This window comes from Streptomyces sp. ISL-99 (genome assembly GCF_018614005.1).
Taxonomy (GTDB): Bacteria; Actinomycetota; Actinomycetes; order Streptomycetales; family Streptomycetaceae; genus Streptomyces; species Streptomyces flavidovirens.
The window spans coordinates 1-15454 of sequence record NZ_JAGGPC010000034.1 but is presented as its reverse complement, the minus strand read 5'-3'; the positions used below and the strand labels follow the sequence as shown (position 1 = coordinate 15454).

Annotated in this window: 17 protein-coding genes and 2 pseudogenes; 11 read left to right on the top strand and 8 right to left on the bottom strand. The window is 71.8% G+C overall.

Features of this window, described 5'->3' with window-relative positions:
- Positions 1-18 precede the first annotated feature (18 nt).
- A complete protein-coding gene (locus tag J7E91_RS21490; RefSeq protein WP_251016051.1) occupies positions 19-1161 on the bottom strand; it encodes a lytic murein transglycosylase in 1143 nt (380 codons plus the stop codon).
- 185 nt (positions 1162-1346) lie between these two features.
- On the opposite strand from J7E91_RS21490, the gene J7E91_RS21485 reads away from it, so the two are divergent.
- Complete coding sequence (locus tag J7E91_RS21485; protein ID WP_214907284.1) at positions 1347-1652, top strand: antibiotic biosynthesis monooxygenase; 306 nt, start codon at positions 1347-1349, stop codon at positions 1650-1652.
- Between the two features lie 18 nt (positions 1653-1670).
- Here the strand turns inward: J7E91_RS21485 and J7E91_RS21480 are convergent, their stop codons facing one another.
- Positions 1671-2411: a transglycosylase family protein gene (locus J7E91_RS21480; protein ID WP_214907282.1), complete on the bottom strand. Its 741-nt coding sequence runs from the start codon at positions 2409-2411 to the stop codon at positions 1671-1673.
- Between the two features lie 195 nt (positions 2412-2606).
- On the opposite strand from J7E91_RS21480, the gene J7E91_RS21475 reads away from it, so the two are divergent.
- Positions 2607-3371, top strand: a complete 765-nt coding sequence (locus J7E91_RS21475; RefSeq protein ID WP_214907280.1) for a DUF72 domain-containing protein — start codon at positions 2607-2609, stop codon at positions 3369-3371.
- 175 nt (positions 3372-3546) lie between these two features.
- Positions 3547-3840 (top strand): annotated as a pseudogene (locus tag J7E91_RS21470) (ABC transporter ATP-binding protein); the annotation flags it as partial.
- 45 nt (positions 3841-3885) lie between these two features.
- Here J7E91_RS21470 and J7E91_RS21465 read toward each other — a convergent pair.
- Entirely contained in the window at positions 3886-4146 is a 261-nt protein-coding gene (locus J7E91_RS21465) for a LuxR C-terminal-related transcriptional regulator (RefSeq protein ID WP_214907279.1), read from the bottom strand.
- 72 nt (positions 4147-4218) lie between these two features.
- Between J7E91_RS21465 and J7E91_RS21460 the strand changes: the two genes are divergently transcribed.
- Positions 4219-4959 carry a PP2C family serine/threonine-protein phosphatase gene (locus tag J7E91_RS21460; protein WP_214907276.1) on the top strand — a complete coding sequence of 247 codons (741 nt, stop codon included), beginning with the start codon at positions 4219-4221 and terminating at the stop codon, positions 4957-4959.
- A gap of 28 nt (positions 4960-4987) precedes the next feature.
- Here J7E91_RS21460 and J7E91_RS21455 read toward each other — a convergent pair whose 3' ends face one another.
- On the bottom strand, positions 4988-6514 hold the full coding sequence (locus J7E91_RS21455; protein WP_214907274.1) for an alpha/beta hydrolase: 1527 nt from the start codon (positions 6512-6514) through the stop codon (positions 4988-4990).
- Positions 6515-6616: 102 nt separating this feature from the next.
- Here J7E91_RS21455 and J7E91_RS21450 point away from each other — a divergent pair, with 102 nt between their 5' ends.
- Positions 6617-7222: a hypothetical protein gene (locus J7E91_RS21450; RefSeq protein WP_214907272.1), complete on the top strand. Its 606-nt coding sequence runs from the start codon at positions 6617-6619 to the stop codon at positions 7220-7222.
- Between the two features lie 88 nt (positions 7223-7310).
- Entirely contained in the window at positions 7311-8423 is a 1113-nt protein-coding gene (locus tag J7E91_RS21445; protein ID WP_214907270.1) for a serine/threonine-protein kinase, read from the top strand.
- A 12-nt stretch (positions 8424-8435) separates the two neighbouring features.
- Here the strand turns inward: J7E91_RS21445 and J7E91_RS21440 are convergent, their stop codons facing one another.
- Together J7E91_RS21440 and J7E91_RS21435 are read right to left on the bottom strand one after the other, a co-directional pair.
- Entirely contained in the window at positions 8436-8981 is a 546-nt protein-coding gene (locus J7E91_RS21440) for a flavoprotein (protein ID WP_214907268.1), read from the bottom strand.
- A 102-nt stretch (positions 8982-9083) separates the two neighbouring features.
- Positions 9084-9665, bottom strand: coding sequence for a hypothetical protein (locus J7E91_RS21435; RefSeq protein WP_214907260.1), 582 nt, complete (start codon positions 9663-9665; stop codon positions 9084-9086).
- 182 nt (positions 9666-9847) lie between these two features.
- Between J7E91_RS21435 and J7E91_RS21430 the strand changes: the two genes are divergently transcribed.
- Together J7E91_RS21430 and J7E91_RS21425 are read left to right on the top strand one after the other, a co-directional pair.
- The gene (locus tag J7E91_RS21430) at positions 9848-10708 is read left to right on the top strand and encodes an RNA polymerase sigma factor SigF (RefSeq protein ID WP_251016058.1); all 861 of its coding nucleotides are present in this window, start codon (positions 9848-9850) and stop codon (positions 10706-10708) included.
- 62 nt (positions 10709-10770) lie between these two features.
- Complete coding sequence (locus J7E91_RS21425) at positions 10771-11277, top strand: MarR family winged helix-turn-helix transcriptional regulator (protein ID WP_214907255.1); 507 nt, start codon at positions 10771-10773, stop codon at positions 11275-11277.
- On the opposite strand, the gene J7E91_RS21420 is transcribed toward J7E91_RS21425, so the two are convergent.
- The gene (locus J7E91_RS21420) at positions 11274-11624 is read right to left on the bottom strand and encodes an STAS domain-containing protein (protein ID WP_308376868.1); all 351 of its coding nucleotides are present in this window, start codon (positions 11622-11624) and stop codon (positions 11274-11276) included. The two genes, J7E91_RS21425 and J7E91_RS21420, sit on opposite strands and share 4 nt — an antisense overlap.
- 213 nt (positions 11625-11837) lie before the next feature.
- Here J7E91_RS21420 and J7E91_RS21415 point away from each other — a divergent pair, with 213 nt between their 5' ends.
- The 3 genes from J7E91_RS21415 to J7E91_RS21405 all read left to right on the top strand — a co-directional run bounded on the left by J7E91_RS21415 (position 11838) and on the right by J7E91_RS21405 (position 14112).
- A complete protein-coding gene (locus J7E91_RS21415; RefSeq protein WP_214907253.1) occupies positions 11838-13028 on the top strand; it encodes a PP2C family protein-serine/threonine phosphatase in 1191 nt (396 codons plus the stop codon).
- 61 nt (positions 13029-13089) lie between these two features.
- The gene (locus J7E91_RS21410; protein ID WP_214907251.1) at positions 13090-13500 is read left to right on the top strand and encodes an ATP-binding protein; all 411 of its coding nucleotides are present in this window, start codon (positions 13090-13092) and stop codon (positions 13498-13500) included.
- Between the two features lie 93 nt (positions 13501-13593).
- Positions 13594-14112 (top strand): CAP domain-containing protein, encoded by a 519-nt coding sequence (locus tag J7E91_RS21405; RefSeq protein ID WP_214907249.1) that lies wholly within the window; start codon positions 13594-13596, stop codon positions 14110-14112.
- Positions 14113-14165: 53 nt separating this feature from the next.
- Here the strand turns inward: J7E91_RS21405 and J7E91_RS21400 are convergent.
- Positions 14166-15111, bottom strand: a pseudogene (locus tag J7E91_RS21400) (endonuclease/exonuclease/phosphatase family protein).
- Positions 15112-15454 lie beyond the last annotated feature (343 nt).

Here is a 15454-nt window from a genome sequence, read left to right as displayed (position 1 = left end):
GTGGCGCGGGAGTGAGTCCTAACCGTTGCCGGTGAGCGTCCCGCCGACGGGCAGCACGTCGTCACCCGGCAGCTCCGCGCCGGTGTCCGGAGCGGGGCCCTCTGTGCCGACCAGGGGCGGCCGGGGCTTCACGCCGCCGACCGGCCCGTCCGGCGACGGCGACGGCTTCGTCGACGGCTTGGGCGCGGGTGCGGGTGACGTCCTCGGGGGCGACGACGGCCTCGGCGTCGAAGAGGCTGGCCGGGAGGGTGTCGCGCCGGTACGCGGCGTCCGGTCGGCGGGTTCGGTCCGTGCTGGGCCGGGGGAGGCCGGCTTCGTACCGGAGTCCTTGGCGTCCGTACCGGATCCCGTGCCGCTCGCATCCGGCACGACCCGGTGGCCGTCCCGGAAATAGGCGTACCAGGACAGGACGACACCCAGGTACTCCCGCGACGGGTTGTAGGCGAGGACCGCCCGGTCCAGGTCGCCCGGCCGGGAGAGCACGCGGCCGCCCGCGCACAGATAGCGGCCCGCCGAGAGCGCCGCGTCGTAGATGTTGTGGGGATCGGACCTCCCGTCTCCGTTGCCGTCGGCGCCCCATCCGGCCCACGTCGACGGTATGAACTGCATCGGGCCGACAGCGTGGTCGAAGGAGGTGTCTCCGTCGTACGCGCCGTTGTCGGAGTCCGCGATCAGGGCGAAGCCCCGGCCGTTCAGCTGCGGGCCGATGATGGGCCGGTACGTCGTCCCGTCCGCGTCCACCCTGCCGCCCCGCGCCTGCCCGGACTCCACCTGGCCGATCGCGGCGAGCAACTCCCAGCGCAGACCGCAGCGCGGGGTGCTCCTCGCGAGCGCCGTCTCGGCCTTCCGGTACGCGCCGAACACCGTGGCGGGCACCCCCGCGCCGTGGGCCGCGACGGCGGCGCCGGGCGGGGACGGCTGCGCGGCCGGACCCGACATGTAGCGCACGCCCAAGGGGGGCAGCTCACGGAAGTAGTGCGTATCGCCCGAACCGCTCTGACCCGGTGACGTGGTGGCGGCCTCCTCGGGGGTTGATTCCCCCGCCACCAGGCCCGGTGCCTGTGAACCGGTCAGCGCCGCCATGGCAGCCGCCGCGACCGCCGTGCCCGTAACGCCCCTGCGCATCCGTCCCGAGAACCGTCCAGCAAGCCATCGCGCCATGCGTCAGACCCCTCCCCATCCCGTCGCCGCGCCCAGGTGCGCGGACCCTGTCACCTGTCTCTACGGCGGGAGGGGGCTGGTCCGTCGGACGAACACAGCCAGCGGAGGCGGCAGCCGTGCCACGCGCCTACCGTGGTCCGAGAGAGCGCTCATCGACCCGAGACGGCGCTCCGGAGGAGGCCACGATGGACGAGCACTTCGTGTGGGTGACGACGCGCCGCGTCAAGCCGGGCACCTTGGAGGACTTCGAGAGGGCATGGCGTCCGACCGCGCATCCGGACGGCATGCGCCAGGCCTTCGCGTACTGGTCGGAGGACGGGCAAGAGGTAACCGGGGTCTCGTTCTGGGACTCCAGGCAGGCGTGCGATTCCTGGCGGGAGTCCGACGCGGAGAAGGACCGGCGTGAGGCGATGGCTCCGTACGTCGTCGAGGAGCGGGAAGGTTACTTCCGCGGCCGCGAGCTCGTGATTCCGTCGGGCGGTTCCTCCTGAGCATCCGCGATCCGCCTCTCATGCGCGCAGTCGCAGACGCTGGCCGGGGTAGATCCGGTCGGGACCCTCGTCGAGCTTGTCGCTGTTCAGTTCGTACAGAGCCTTGGTGCCGCCCGGGACGTCGGCGCGTTCCGCGATGACGGAGAGGCAGTCGCCCGGTTGTACGACGTAGGTCTGTGAGCCGATGGCTTCGTGGGAACTCCGCGACGGCGCGGGGACAGCTGCCGGGGGCTGGGCGTCCCGGCGCTGCTGGACGTCGGGCCGAGCCTGAGGCTGCGCCTGGGGCTGGGTCTGCGGCTGCGCCTGGGGCTGGGTCTGGGATTGCCGCTGCGGCTGGCCGGCGGTTGCTCCGGAACCGCTGTGTCCGGAGGCCGTCCCGGTACTACTGGAGCCGGCCGTACTGAGGCGCCCGCAGTTGGGCCAGGCGGAGAGGCCGCGGTCCTGGGCGACGCGTGTGGCGATGGCGATCTGCTCGGACCGGGTGGCGAGGTCGGCGCGCGGCGCGTAGCGGTGGCCGCCGTAGGCCCGCCAGGTGGAGGGGGCGAACTGGAGCCCGCCGTAGTAGCCGTTGCCCGTGTTGATGTTCCAGCGGCCGTTGCTCTCGCAGGCGGCGATCCTCTCCCAGTCGGTCTGCGCCGGCACCGACCGCGGCGCGGTGCTCGCGGTGCTCTGGCCCGCGAGGCCCAGGGCGCTCAGGAGGACCAGCAGCAGAGACAGGATCGTTTGGACGGACCGCTTGGCAAAGGGTGAAGGCGACATCCGGGTTTCTCCTCCGCTGACTCCGGCAGCGCCGTGACGCAGTGTCGCCACGGCCGGTAGGCATGGACCAGATAACCCGGCAGTACGTTTTTCGGTGCGTACGCGGGCCGCGACCTGCCGCGCTTTCACTCGCTTGGAGGCCCGTCCCGGCTTCGCACCGTGCCGGTTGGGGGCCGCCGGGGCAGGGATCGGAACATGCCCATGCTCGTCGGAACCTCGGGGTGGCAGTACAAGGACTGGCGCGGCGTCCTGTACCCGCCAGAACAGCCGCAGCGGCTCTGGCTGGAGGAGTACGTCCGCCACTTCGCCACGGTCGAGAACAACAACGCCTTCTACCGGCTCCCCACCAGGGAGATCTTCGCCTCCTGGCGCGACCGGACACCGGAGGGCTTCGTCATGGCGGTCAAGGCCAGCCGCTACCTGACCCACCTGAAGCGGCTGCGCGACCCGCAGGAGCCGGTGGGCCGGCTGATGGACCGTACCGTCGGCCTCGGTGACCGGATGGGGCCCGTACTGCTGCAACTGCCGCCCAACTTCCGCGCGGACACAGGCGCGTTGGACGCCTGCCTGCGCTGCTTTCCCGGCACCGTCCGGGTGGCCGTCGAGCTGCGGCACACCTCGTGGTGGGAGGCGGAGCGCGAGCTGCGGGCGGTGCTGGAGCGGCACGGCAGCGCCCTGTGCTGGGCGGACCGGGGGTCCCGTCCGGTGACGCCGCTGTGGCGTACCGCGTCGTGGGGGTACGTACGGTTTCACGGCGGCAGCGCCGAACCGCCGCCCCGCTACGGCCGCCAGGCGCTGAGGGCGTGGGCCGGGCGCGTCGCCGCCGCCTGGTCCGACGAGGACGACGTGTTCGTGTACTTCAACAACGACACGGGCGGTGCGGCCGTGGCGGACGCCGCGAGGTTCGCGCGGGAGGCGGCCGCGCTGGGCCGGACGGTGAGCCGTACGCCCTCGCTCTGAGCCGCCCCTGGGAGCGGTGGCGCTCGGGGTGTGCGGATCACATGGGCCGGGGGTGGGGTTTTCACAGGCATCGCGTGACACATGGTGGTGGTTGATGCCGGAGCCTCTGGAATCGTCGAGTCTGAACCGGCTTACGTCTTCGGCGGCACGCTCCGCGAGAACCTCACCTACCTCGCTGGACCAGGCCACCTGCCACCTCGACCCGGCCGCCGAAGCGGTCGCGGAGCAGGCCTTCGCCCGGCGTCCGGGCACACTGATCGTGATCGCCCCCCGGATCAGTTCGGCCCTGCGGGCGGACCTCCTGCTCGTACTGGACGGTACGCGGGACCGGCTCGGCACCCATGAGGAGCTGATGGCCGCGTCCGCCCTCTACCGCGATCTGGTGGGCCACTGGGACACGGCCGCCCCGCCACCGTGGCCACAGTCACCGGCAGCGACCGCGTACAGCCCGGTCGCGCGCACCGGATGACCAGGTGGACGACCGGTCCGCCTCAGCGCCCGGCCTAAGCCCGACTCACGAACGATCCGGATCGTGTCGACCCAGCGCAAGCCGGTCGGCGATCTCCCTGGTCGGCGTGCCTTCGGCAGTCATCCGCAGCACCTCCGGCTCCCGCGGCGTCAACGGGCTCTCCGCCGCGTTGATGGCCCGCACGGCGAGATCCGGGTCGATGTACCGCTGGCCCCTGGCCACCTTCCGGATGCCCTCGACCAGCCGGTCCGCGGGCGCGTCCTTCCCGATGAGGCCGGTGTCCTCGACGAGCAGAACCCGGATCAATCAGTACTCGCTTCCGGGCGGGACAATGGTGGGGACGGACGTGCCTTCCATCGTGGAGAGGCGGGACTTCCGGTGCCGTACGCAGCTGTGACTGCTCTGAGCCATTCCGGACTGATTCGCGATCACAACGAGGACAGTCTGGTCGTCGGACCGTGGACGCTGTGCGGCACGGTGACCGAGAATCCCCAGACCCTCGTCTTCCCCCTCGGCACACCGCTCGTCGTCGCTGTCGCCGACGGGCTCGGCGGGCAGCCGGCCGGCGAGGTGGCCAGTTCACTCGTCGTACGCCAACTCGCCGCGCTGGGGCCTTCGTTGGACGGCGAAGGGACTGTCCGTGACGCGCTGGACATCTGCAATCAGTCGGTGTACGCGGCCGCTGACGGTGATCCGGAACTGGTCACGATGGGGACCACGGTCGCGGGCGCCGTCGTCCTGGCGGAGTCGCTGCTGGTGTTCAACGTCGGTGACAGCAAGGTGTTCGACGCGGCCCCGGGCGGGTTGCGGCAGGTGAGCGTGGACGACAGCCCGCTGCCACCGCCGGGGCGCCGCACGACGTCGGCCGTCACGCAGACGCTCGGCGGCAGCCCCGTGTTCAGCACCGTCGCGCCCCATGTCACGGCCCGCGCGCTGTCAGCGGGCGACCGTTACCTGGTGTGCACGGACGGGCTGACCGACCCGTGCCCGGACGAGGCGATCGACAGCGTGCTGCGGGAGCACGACGGCGGCCGGGCCGCCTTCGAGCTGTGGAAGGGCGCCATCGAGGCCGGAGGCCCCGACAACATCACGCTCGCGATGGTGCGCATCGGCGAATAGCGCACCCCCCATTCCCCATCAATCCGCCTCAGTCCGCGCAGTACGTGTCGCGCGCCGGCCGGTGCCCCGTCGTGAGGAACCTGGTGACCTCCCGGTCGCCGCAGGCGTTGCCGTCGCCCAGGTAGAGACCATGGCCGCCGTGCCCGACCGTCACGAGGCGGGCGCGGTCACCGAGGGCCTCACGCATCCTCAGGGCGCCGGCGTACGGCGTGGCGGGGTCGCGGAGGCTCTGGACCATCAGGATGTTGGACGGGCCCCGGCCGGTGATCCGGGTGGGCTTCTCCACCGGCTCCCTTTTCCAGAAGGCGCAGGGCGTGACGTTCACCGGCATCCCCGCCGTGAGCGGATACCGGGCGCGGTCGGCGGCCACCGCCCGCTCCAACGAAGACGCCGTGGGAGCGGGCCACCGCACGTCGTTGCAGATGACGCCCATCGTCACCGCCGCGTCCTGGTCCGACAGCGCCTTGGCGATGTCGGGCGTCAGAACAACCTCGGCGCCCTGATCCCGGGCCTGCTTGATGAGCCGGGCCACCTGCGGGAAGGCCTTGTCGCTGTACAGAGCGTTCTGGAGGGCCTGGCGCAGGCGGTTGCCCGTCAGCGGGGTGCCGGGCGTCTGCGATGCCCTCGGCTCCCGGTCGAGCTGCGCCGCCAGTGCGAGCACCAACGGGCGTACGTCCTCGGGGCGCCGCGCCGGCCGCAGCCCCTCGTCGTCCCGCGCCGGGTCCGCCGCCCAGGCCGCGAAGTCGGGGAAACGGTCTTCCGCGCCCGCCGACATGTTCGCCAGCCAGCCCCGCGCGACGCGGGACGGGTCGGGGTCCCCGCTGCTGTCCAGCACCCAGCGGTCGGTGTGCTGGGGGTACTTCTGCGCGTACACCGCCCCCACGTACGTTCCGTACGAGCTCCCCCAGGCCGAGAGCCTGTCCTCACCCAGCGCCCGCCGGAAGCGGTCGATGTCACGTACCTCGTTCGCCGTGGTGAAGCTGCGCAGTACAGCGCCACCGTTGCGGTCGCAGGCGTCGGCGACCCGCCGGGCCCGGGCCAGGCTGCTGGTGATCCCGCCGTCCTCGCCCGGCCAGGGGCGCAGGGTCACCATGTGGCGGTCGCCCTCGTCGAGCCCGCAGCTCGCCGTGGTGCTCCCGCCCACGCCACGCGGGTCGAAGCTGACGATGTCGTACGCGCCTCCCATCTCCTTCCGCAGTGCCGCCCCCTTCAGCGTCAGCCGCTGCACACCGGAGCCGCCGGGCCCCCCGGCGATCACCAGCAGCGTCCCGCGCCGCGCCTGGGGCCGGTCGCTGCGAAGGCGGGACACGGCGAGAGTGAGCTGCCGACCGTCCGGGTCGCGGTAGTCGAGCGGTACGGGCAGCCGGGCGCACTCCTGGTCGGCAGGGCCGTTGGCCTGGGCGCAGGGCTTCCACGCAAGGGCGCGTACTCCGCCGGGAGCGCCGCCGCCGGCAGCGCCCGCGGCGGCAGGGGCAGCGGTCAGGGTGGAAGCGACGACTGCGGCGGAGAGTGCGAAAAGAAGGGTCCTGGTGGCTCTGCGAGAGTAAGTCGTCATGGCCCAAGGCTTGTTGAGCAAGGCCCCCTTGCCCATGCGGCAGGCTGGACACCGGTGGTGGGGGTAGCCCCCGTCGAAGGCCCCGATCCAGGAGAGAAGTACGTGAACACCCGCGCCCGAACGACGGCGACGACGGCGACAGCGCCGGCTATAGCCCGCACCGTCACCGACGCCCTCCAGCCCCGCAACGTCCTGCTCGCGGGCATGCTCGGCATAGGGCTCGCCGCCGCCGGTGACTGGACCGGGCTGCTGTGGGGCCTGCTCGGCGCCCTGTGCGCCGGTCTCGTCCCCGCCGGGTACATCGAGTGGGAGCGTAAGCGCGGAACGTGGGGCGACCGGCACGTCGTCGACCGCACCAAGCGGGCACCGATCTTCTTCGTCATCCTCGGTTCCGTCGGCGCCGGTTCGGTCGTCATGGTCCTCGGCCAGGCCCCCACCGGCATCCTCTTCGCGATGCTCGGCCTCTGGGTGATGACCGTCGTGCTCCTGACCGTGAACACCGTCTGGAAGATCTCGGTGGACTCGGCGGTCGCGTCGGCCGTCGTGGCCCTGCTCGCCGTCGTGCACTCCCCCTGGTGGCTGCTCGCCCACGTCATGACCGCCGCGGTCTGCTGGTCCCGAGTCGCCCTGCGGTACCACACCGTCGCGCAGACGGTGGCCGGGGCGGCCCTCGGCGCGGCCACCGCGGCCACGTTCCTGTTCACGTAACTTCCGCCCTCACCGGAAGGGGCGACAACTGGGTGAAGTAGGTTCAGCAGCCTTGAGATTGTCAGAGTGAATCGGGGTTGGTGCGCAAGTGCTGGTGGCGGACAGATACCGGCTGGACACACCCATCGGGCGGGGCGGAATGGGTGAGGTCTGGCGGGCCACGGACGAGGTGCTGGGCCGGCCAGTCGCCGTCAAGCTGCTGCTGGGCAACGGGGCCGACGCGTCGGCCGCGGCCCGATTCCGCCTGGAGGCCCAGACCGCCGCCCGGTTGAGCCATCCGCACCTGGTGGCGGTGTTCGACTTCGGGGCGTGGGAGGACCGCTTCTACCTCGTCATGGAGCTCGTCGAGGGCACGAGTCTGGCTCAGACACTGCTCTCCGAGGGGGCGTTGAGGGCCGAGCGGGTCGCGAGCATCGCCGCCCAGGCGGCCGCGGGTCTGGCCGCGGCGCACCGTCAGGGAGTCGTGCACCGCGACATCAAGCCCGGCAACCTGATGACGAGCCACGACGGTACGGTCAAGATCGCGGACTTCGGCATAGCCCAGTTCGTGGACGACCCCGCCACGGCGCTCACCACCGCGGGCCAGATCGTGGGCACCAGCCTCTACCTGGCTCCGGAGCGCGCCCTGGGGAGACCCGCCGGCCCGGCCTCCGACATGTACTCCCTCGGCTGCGTCCTCTACCAGCTGCTGGCGGGCCGCCCGCCGTTCCAGGCCGACACCGCGACCGGCACGCTGTACCAGCACGTCGACGCAGTGCCCGTACCCCCGCGCAACCTCGGCGTCGACGTACCCGGCCCCTTCGAGACGTACCTGCTGGGGCTGCTCGCCAAGCAGCCCGAGGACCGGCCGACGGCCGAGCAGGTCGCCGACTGGTTCCGCCAGGACTCCTGGCGCGGCCACCCCGAGCCCCTCCCCCCGCCGCTCCCGGCGACCGATCCGGCGGCCCGGGCCACGGCGACGTACTCGCTGCCCTCCACGGGCACCACGCGCCCGGCGTCCCGGCGCCGCGCGGCGCCGCCCATGCAGCGGCCGAGCACCCGGAAGTTCGTACGCCGCCGCCCCCGCGTCGCGAGCGCGATCGCCGGTGCCATCGCCTTCCTGGTGGCGGTACTCATCGGCATGGCCTGGCTGGCCCCGGAACCCAGCTCGGCCGAGACCCCGGAGCCCGGCCCGGAGACCACCGCGGAGTCCGCCCAGTAAGCCGGCCCGCCGTCATTCACCCTCGGCGGCGACCGGCTGAGCGGCCGTCATGGAGCCCGGCCCGCCCGCCGCGAGCAGCTCCAGCGCCTCCTCCCACCGGAACGGCCCGGCGCCCCCACCGACCAGGACGCCCATCCCCCGCAGCCGTTCGATGCTCTGCCGGTACGCGGGATGGGCCGCCAGGGCCGGGTTCACGCAGGGCAGGACGACAGTGCGTACGCCGGAGCCGTACGCCTCGCACAGGGTGGCCACAGCGAGAGTGTCGGCGATACCCGCGGCCCACTTGTTGATGGTGTTGAACGTCGCCGGCGCGACCGCTATCGCGTCCGCCGGAGGGAAGGGCCGCGGATCGCCGGGCGAGCGCCAGGCGGAGCGGACCGGCCGGCCGGTCCGCTTCTGCACCGCCCGCGCGTCGATGAAGCCGAGACCCTGCGGCGTGGCGATCACCCCGACGTCCCAGCCCTGCTCCTGAGCGGCGGTGATGAGCTCCCCGACGCCGTCGGCGACCCCTGCCGCGCAGACGACGACGTACAGAAAAGGCTTGGACTGATCGGACACGCGAAGCTCCCGGTCGACGGCTGACCCCGTACGGCAAGTGGAACAGGGCGGCCCCGCCGCATGTCCGGCGGGGCCCCGGCCGTGCCCGGCCGTACCCGGACCTCAGTCGGCCCGCGTGTGCGCGGCGACGCGCTGGGCGGGGAGCCAGGGGCGGCGGGCGAGGTGCTGGGGCGCCCGGATCTCTCGGGCGCCCTCGTCGTTCGGGCGCGTCCTGATCAGCTCGGCGAACAGCGCGCGCCCGGCGAGCAGGGCCTGGCGCATCGTCTCGGTGTCCGCCTCGCCCGCCGCCGCGCGTTCGGCGGCCGCGTGGAGCAGGCGACGGGCGCCCGCCTCACGGGGGCAGTGCGCGGCCAGCGCCTCGTACTGCCGCTGGAGGGACTCCACGGTGAAGCCCCGGTCGCACGCCAGATCGCCCAGCAACTGGTCGGCCCTCACGACGGCCGGTCCCGGCGCGTCGACGAACTGTTCCTGAATCCCCGCCCATTGCGCCGCGTACTGCTCACGCGCCTCCAGCGTCAGACTTCTGACGCGCGGCCCGCCGTACCGGGCGGCCGTCTCGTCGGATTCCGGCCCGGACCCGCGCCGCGGATCGCCGGGGCCGGCCTGCGCCACCGGCCGGGCCAGCAGGAGGGCCGTGATGATCGCGGCCACCACACCCAGAAGGGCCACAACGCCCGTAGACATGAGTTCCCGCCTTTCGTGGGGCTTCCTCTCCCGAGGATTCCGCTGTTTCACTACGGAGTGTTACCAGATCTTCGCCGCACAAACGCGGAGAGTGATGTTGGAATGAGTTCTTGAGTCCGGGGCAGGAGCGCTTCTTGAAGGGTCCGACAACTGGGAGGGCTAGGACGATGACGAGGACGACGATGGTGACCGGGCAGGATGTTGCCGCCGACGCGGAGACGGTCGGGGGGCTGCCCTGGATCGAGGACGCCGGCAAGGTCGCACCCAAGGACGCCCGAGCACTGTCGCAGCTGTTCTTCGACCGGCTGCAGGTTCTCGAAGAGGGCACACACGAGTACCAGTACGCCCGCAACACCCTCATCGAGATGAACCTGTCCCTCGTACGGTTCGCCGCCGGCCGCTTCCGCAACCGCGGCGGCGGCGATACGGAGGACATCGTCCAGGTCGGCACCATCGGCCTGATCAAGGCCATCGACCGGTTCGACCTCAGCCGCGAGGTCGGTTTCGCCACCTTCGCCGTGCCGTACATCGTCGGCGAGATCAAGCGGTTCTTCCGCGACACGAGCTGGGCCGTCCACGTCCCCCGGCGCCTCCAGGAGCTGCGCGTCGACCTGGCGAGGGCCAAGGAGGAACTCTCCCTGCGTCTGGACCGCGATCCGACCGTGCCGGAGCTCGCGGAGCACCTTGACCTCTCCGAGGAGGAGATCATCGAGGGCCTCGTCGCCGCCAACGGCTACACCGCGGGCTCCCTCGACGCACCCAACGACAGCGCTGACGGCCCCGACGCGAACGGGCGGACGTTCGCGGACCAGCTCGGCGAACCGGACCCGGCCATGGAGACGGTCGAGGACCTCCACACCCTGGCGCCGCTCCTGGAACAGCTCGACGCGCGCGACCGCCGCATCGTCGAAATGCGCTTCGGCCAGGAGATGACCCAGGCGCAGATCGGAGCGGAGCTCGGCGTCTCCCAGATGCAGGTCTCCCGGCTCCTGACGCGCGTACTGAAGCGGCTGCGCAGCGGGATGCTGGTCGACGAGCACTGACGGCCCCGCCCGTTCACCGACCCGTACTGACAGCGCCGCCCCCGGGGTGGCACAGTGGAGCGATGCCCCGCAGACCCCCGTCGTCCCCGCCAGACCCGGCGCACACCGCGTCCGAGGTGACGGATCTGCTTGCGGTCCTGTGGGGCAGGGCTCAGCTGAGGGCCCCGTCCGGGCCCATCTCGCCGTCGCAGCTTCGCGCGCTGCTGGCGATCGAGCGCCTTGAGGGCGGCAACCTGCGGTCCCTGGGCGCGACGCTCGGGTCCAGCCCGCCCGCGACGAGCCGGCTGTGCGACCGCCTGGAGGCGGCCGGACTGGTGGAGCGCCGTCTGAGCCCTGCCAGCCGCCGCGAAGTGGAGCTCTACCTGAGCAGGGCAGGACGCGCCCTGCTCGACGAGGTGCGCGAGTGCCAGGTGAGCGAGCTCGCCCCCGTACTCGACAGGATGCCTCCCGAAGCCCTCGCACAGCTGGCCAAGGGCCTTGCCGCGTTCCGGGACGCCGCCGCCGACGTGGTCGACGGCGGCGGCACGGCCGAGGGCGACTCCCGCATGCGCGTAGTACGCCCCGCCTAGGGCCTGTCCACCGCCGCGCCCCAGCTGTCGCGGATCGTGAAGGCGCTCTCCAGACACAGAACCCGCAGCAGCCGCGTCACGAGCGCGGAGGGCGCGACCATCCGCAGGCGGTCCCCGAGTTCGGGCCGCACCCGCAGAAGTGCGTTGACCAACGCCGTATCGGCGAACCGCACCGCCGACAGGTCGAGCACCACCGGCCCCTCCCCGTGGCGTGCCTCGGCGTCGAGGGCCAGCCGCAGGGGGCCGACCGACTCCAGGTCCACCTCGCCCTGCGGGGCGAGCACGACAGCGTGTCCCAGCCGGTGGGTGACGAGGAGCATGTGGTGTTCGGTGCTACGAGTGTGCACGACTGGCCCCTCAGGTGTGGCAGCGAAAGCCGGGCGACCCGACGCGGCTGCCCCGACGGTGCGGCACAATCACCCTAGGACGGACAGTTGCCACTTGGCAACACTCGCTACTTGTCAACAGTCAGAACACCAGAACCCTTTCACACCGTTACGCTGCACCGTCCCGAACAGCCCAACTCCCCTCCATCCCATCACAAAGAGGACCACCGACTCGTGACGCATTTCCTGGCCGTGGAGCGTGCCGTGCGCACCGCCGCACCGCACGCCCTCCTCGATACGGCACGTGCCGCACTGGTCGAGCACTATGAAGCGACCGACGTCGACCTCGTGATGGCCGACTACAGCCTCACGGTCCTCCGTCCCGTCACCGCCCTGCCCCACACCGCACCGGCCCTCCCGGTCCATTCCAGCCCCGAAGGCCGCGCCTTCGGCAGCCAGGAGCCGTACGGGCAGTACGTGGCCCACAACGGCACCATCGACCTGCACCTGCCGGTGACCGTCCGCGGAGACAGACTCGGCATCCTGACCGTGCGCCTGCCCAAACACAGATGCACGCCCGAGGCCATCGACGAACTCACCGAAGTCGCCGAACTCCTCGGGCACGAAATCATCGTCGCCGAGCGCGACACCGACCTGTACCTCCAGGCCCGCCGGGTCAGCCGCCTCACGCTGGCCGCCGAAATGCAGTGGCAACTGCTGCCCGGCCGCGCCTGCTCCCGCCAGGAGTACGCCATCGGGGCCCAGCTGGAGCCCGCGTACGCCATCCACGGCGACAACTTCGACTGGGCCACCACCGCCGAGACCCTCACCCTCACCGTCACCAACGGAATGGGCGAGGGCATCGAGGCCTCCCTCCTCACCAACCTCGCCGTCAACGCGCTGCGCAACGCCCGCCGCGCCGGCACCGGCATCGCCGACCAGGCCGCCCTCGCCGACCAGGCCATCTACGGACAGCACCACGGCGAGGCGTACGTCTCCACCCTTCTGTTCTCCTTCGAACTGGCCACCGGGCACGCCCAGGTCGTCGACGCCGGTTCCCCCCAGCTGTGGCGCCAGCGCGACAAGACCGTCGAGCGCGTGCCCTTCGAGGCACAGCTCCCGCTCGGCATGTTCGAGGAGACGGCGTACGTCGCCCAGGAGTTCCGCGTACTCCCCGGCGACCGGCTGGTCTTCGTCAGCGACGGTGTGTACGCCGCAGCCACCCGGGCAGGCGAGACGTACGGCGAACGGGCACTCGCGCGAGCCATCCAGGCCGCGAGCCTCCTGCCCGCCGCCGCGGTACCCCGTGCGGTCCTCCAGGAGCTGGCCTCGTACCGTGACACCGACGCGGACGCCGCCGACGACGCCCTCGTCGTCTGTCTGGACTGGTTCGGCCGGGCGACGCGCGAAGTTAGCGCGCGGTAAAGCGGGGCAGAAGCCCCAGGATCACCAGAGCACGGTTTTCCATCCAACGGGGGTGAACGACATGAACCGCACGCAGACCACCTGCGACCGAAGCACCGGCGTCGCCGAGAAGACCACTCGGCCGCACACAGCGGCCGAGGCGCGCGACACCGCTCGCGAGTTCCTGTCCGACCTGGCCCCCGCCCCCACCCAGGAGACCACCGAGAACGTCGTGCTGGTGGTCTCCGAGCTGGTCACCAACGCACTGCGGCACGCGGGCGGCATCACAAAGCTGGGCCTGACCGCGAACCCGCACACCGTCGAGATCACCGTGCAGGACCCCAGCCCGTCCCGCCCCCGCCCCCGTCACCCGGACATCACCGGCTACGAAGGCGGTTACGGCCTGACCCTGGTCAACTTCCTGGCCCGCTTCGTCACGGTCACCGCGTCCCCCGAAGGGGGCAAGAAGATCTGCGCGGCCGTCAGCCTCTGACACGATTGGTCCCGTAATCGCCAAGAGACAGGGGCAGCCGTGCGCGGACCGACGGACCGAAAAGTCAGACGCCGCGCGACGACCGTCCTTCTGTTGCTCTCGCTGGCGGCCACCACACCTGCCGCCACGACCGCCGAGCCGCCCCCTCCGGCCGAGAAGCACACGCCGTCGCTGCCGGACCCCTGGGAAGAGACGTGGCAGCCACCCGTCACCGGGCAGACGTACCGACCGCGCGCCCAGGCCGCCCTGGTCCGCCTCCTCAACCGCGAGCGGATCCGTAACGGCTGCCGGCCGCTACGAACCCACCCCGCCGTGACCAGAGCCGCCCAGCGGCACAGCGACTACATGGCACGCGTCGGCGAGCTGTCCCACACCGGCGCCCACGCGTCCCGTCCGGGCGACCGGCTCACGGACGAGGGGTACAGGTGGCACCGGGTGGCCGAGAACCTCGCCCGTTCGAAGCCCAAAGCGGCCACGGCCCTCCGGCTGTGGAAGAACAGCCCGAAACACCGCGCCGCGATGCTCACCTGCGCCTACCACCACGCGGGCGTCGGCATGAGCACCCGCGACGGCCAGGGCTGGTGGACGCTACTCCTCACCAAACGGCGATAACCACCGGAAACCACACATCTCCTGACACCGCCACAGTACCCAGGGGTCGATCGTCACCACCTGATGCGAGCGGCGACCGGCAGGTGGTCGCTCCCCGTGGCGGGCAGTGACCACACCTTGGTGACGGTCGCCTTCCGGGCCATGACCTGGTCGATCCGCGCCACGGGGAAGGAGGCGGGCCAGCTGAAGGCGAAGCCCTCGGCCGTGCTCAGCTGCTCGCCGACCGGGTCCAGCCCGCGGTCGTCCACCGTGCTGTTGAGGTCGCCGAGCAGGATCACGCGCTCCCGTGGCTCCTCGGCAATGGCCGCCCCCAGCAGACCCGCGCTCTCGTCCCGCCACCCGGAGCGGAATCCGGTGGGCCCCATCCGTACGGACGGCAGATGAGCGACGTACACCGCGACGGGCTCCCGTCCCGGCATCCGCAGATCGGCCCGCAGCCCCCTGTTCCAGCCCGCGCCCACCCCCTCCGGCTTGATGTCCACCGGCCGCACGTCCGTCAGCGGGTACTTCGACCAGAGCCCGACCGTGCCCACCACCGCGTGGTGGGGATACTCCGCGCCGAACGTCGAGGCGTACACCGGCAAAGCGCCGGCGGTCAGCTCCTCCACGGCAACGACCCCCGCATGCGTCTCCATCAGGGCGCGAGCCGTACCTGCCGGATCAGCGTTCTCGTCACTCACATTGTGCTGAACCGCGATGAGGTCGTACGCCGGCTCATCCGCACCGATCACCATCCCACCGAAGGCGCCGACCCAGGCACCAACGGGCAGCAGAAGGGCCGCCAGGCCGACGAGCGAGCGGCGCAGCAGCGACCAGAACGAGCAGCACGGGAACGGCGACGCCGAGCCAGGGCAGGAACGTCTCCAGAAGGCTGCCGGGCCGCCCGGCCACATCAGGCACAACGGAAGGGAAAACCAGGAGACCGGCAACCACCACGGCGAACGAGGCCGGCACAAACCCCCGCCCCCACTCCCACCGGCGTACGAGGTCGCTACTCATCACCCGACCGTAACGCTGCCACCGGTCAGCATCCCCGAGAGGAACGCGAAAGGCCGCCGACGGCCCGTGGACCGCCCCCGCCTCACCTGCCACGCCGCCAGGACAGAACACGCCGGAGCGCTCCCCCAGGACCGCCGCCAGCCCCGTGGACCCCACCCGCCCCCGCCTCACCTGCCACGCCGCCGGTGAGGGGACGCGCCGGGGCGCTCCCCGCAGGGCGTTGAACGCAAGCCCCGCGAACGAACCAACACCTACCCGAACGTTCGACGCCCGAGGAGACGCCCCGGCACGGCACCGACCCCGAAGCCCAGGGCCCCCCACCCCCGCCGCACCCCCCTCCCCC

Bases quoted from the DNA above. Each gene is read 5' to 3' on its own strand.
- J7E91_RS21490 (WP_251016051.1), bottom strand. From the start codon at position 1,161: ATGGCGCGATGGCTTGCTGGACGGTTCTCGGGACGGATGCGCAGGGGC.
- J7E91_RS21485 (WP_214907284.1), top strand. From the start codon at position 1,347: ATGGACGAGCACTTCGTGTGGGTGACGACGCGCCGCGTCAAGCCGGGC.
- J7E91_RS21480 (WP_214907282.1), bottom strand. From the start codon at position 2,411: ATGTCGCCTTCACCCTTTGCCAAGCGGTCCGTCCAAACGATCCTGTCT.
- J7E91_RS21475 (WP_214907280.1), top strand. From the start codon at position 2,607: ATGCCCATGCTCGTCGGAACCTCGGGGTGGCAGTACAAGGACTGGCGC.
- J7E91_RS21455 (WP_214907274.1), bottom strand. From the start codon at position 6,514: ATGACGACTTACTCTCGCAGAGCCACCAGGACCCTTCTTTTCGCACTC.
- J7E91_RS21435 (WP_214907260.1), bottom strand. From the start codon at position 9,665: ATGTCTACGGGCGTTGTGGCCCTTCTGGGTGTGGTGGCCGCGATCATC.
- J7E91_RS21430 (WP_251016058.1), top strand. From the start codon at position 9,848: ATGGTGACCGGGCAGGATGTTGCCGCCGACGCGGAGACGGTCGGGGGG.
- J7E91_RS21425 (WP_214907255.1), top strand. From the start codon at position 10,771: ATGCCCCGCAGACCCCCGTCGTCCCCGCCAGACCCGGCGCACACCGCG.
- J7E91_RS21410 (WP_214907251.1), top strand. From the start codon at position 13,090: ATGAACCGCACGCAGACCACCTGCGACCGAAGCACCGGCGTCGCCGAG.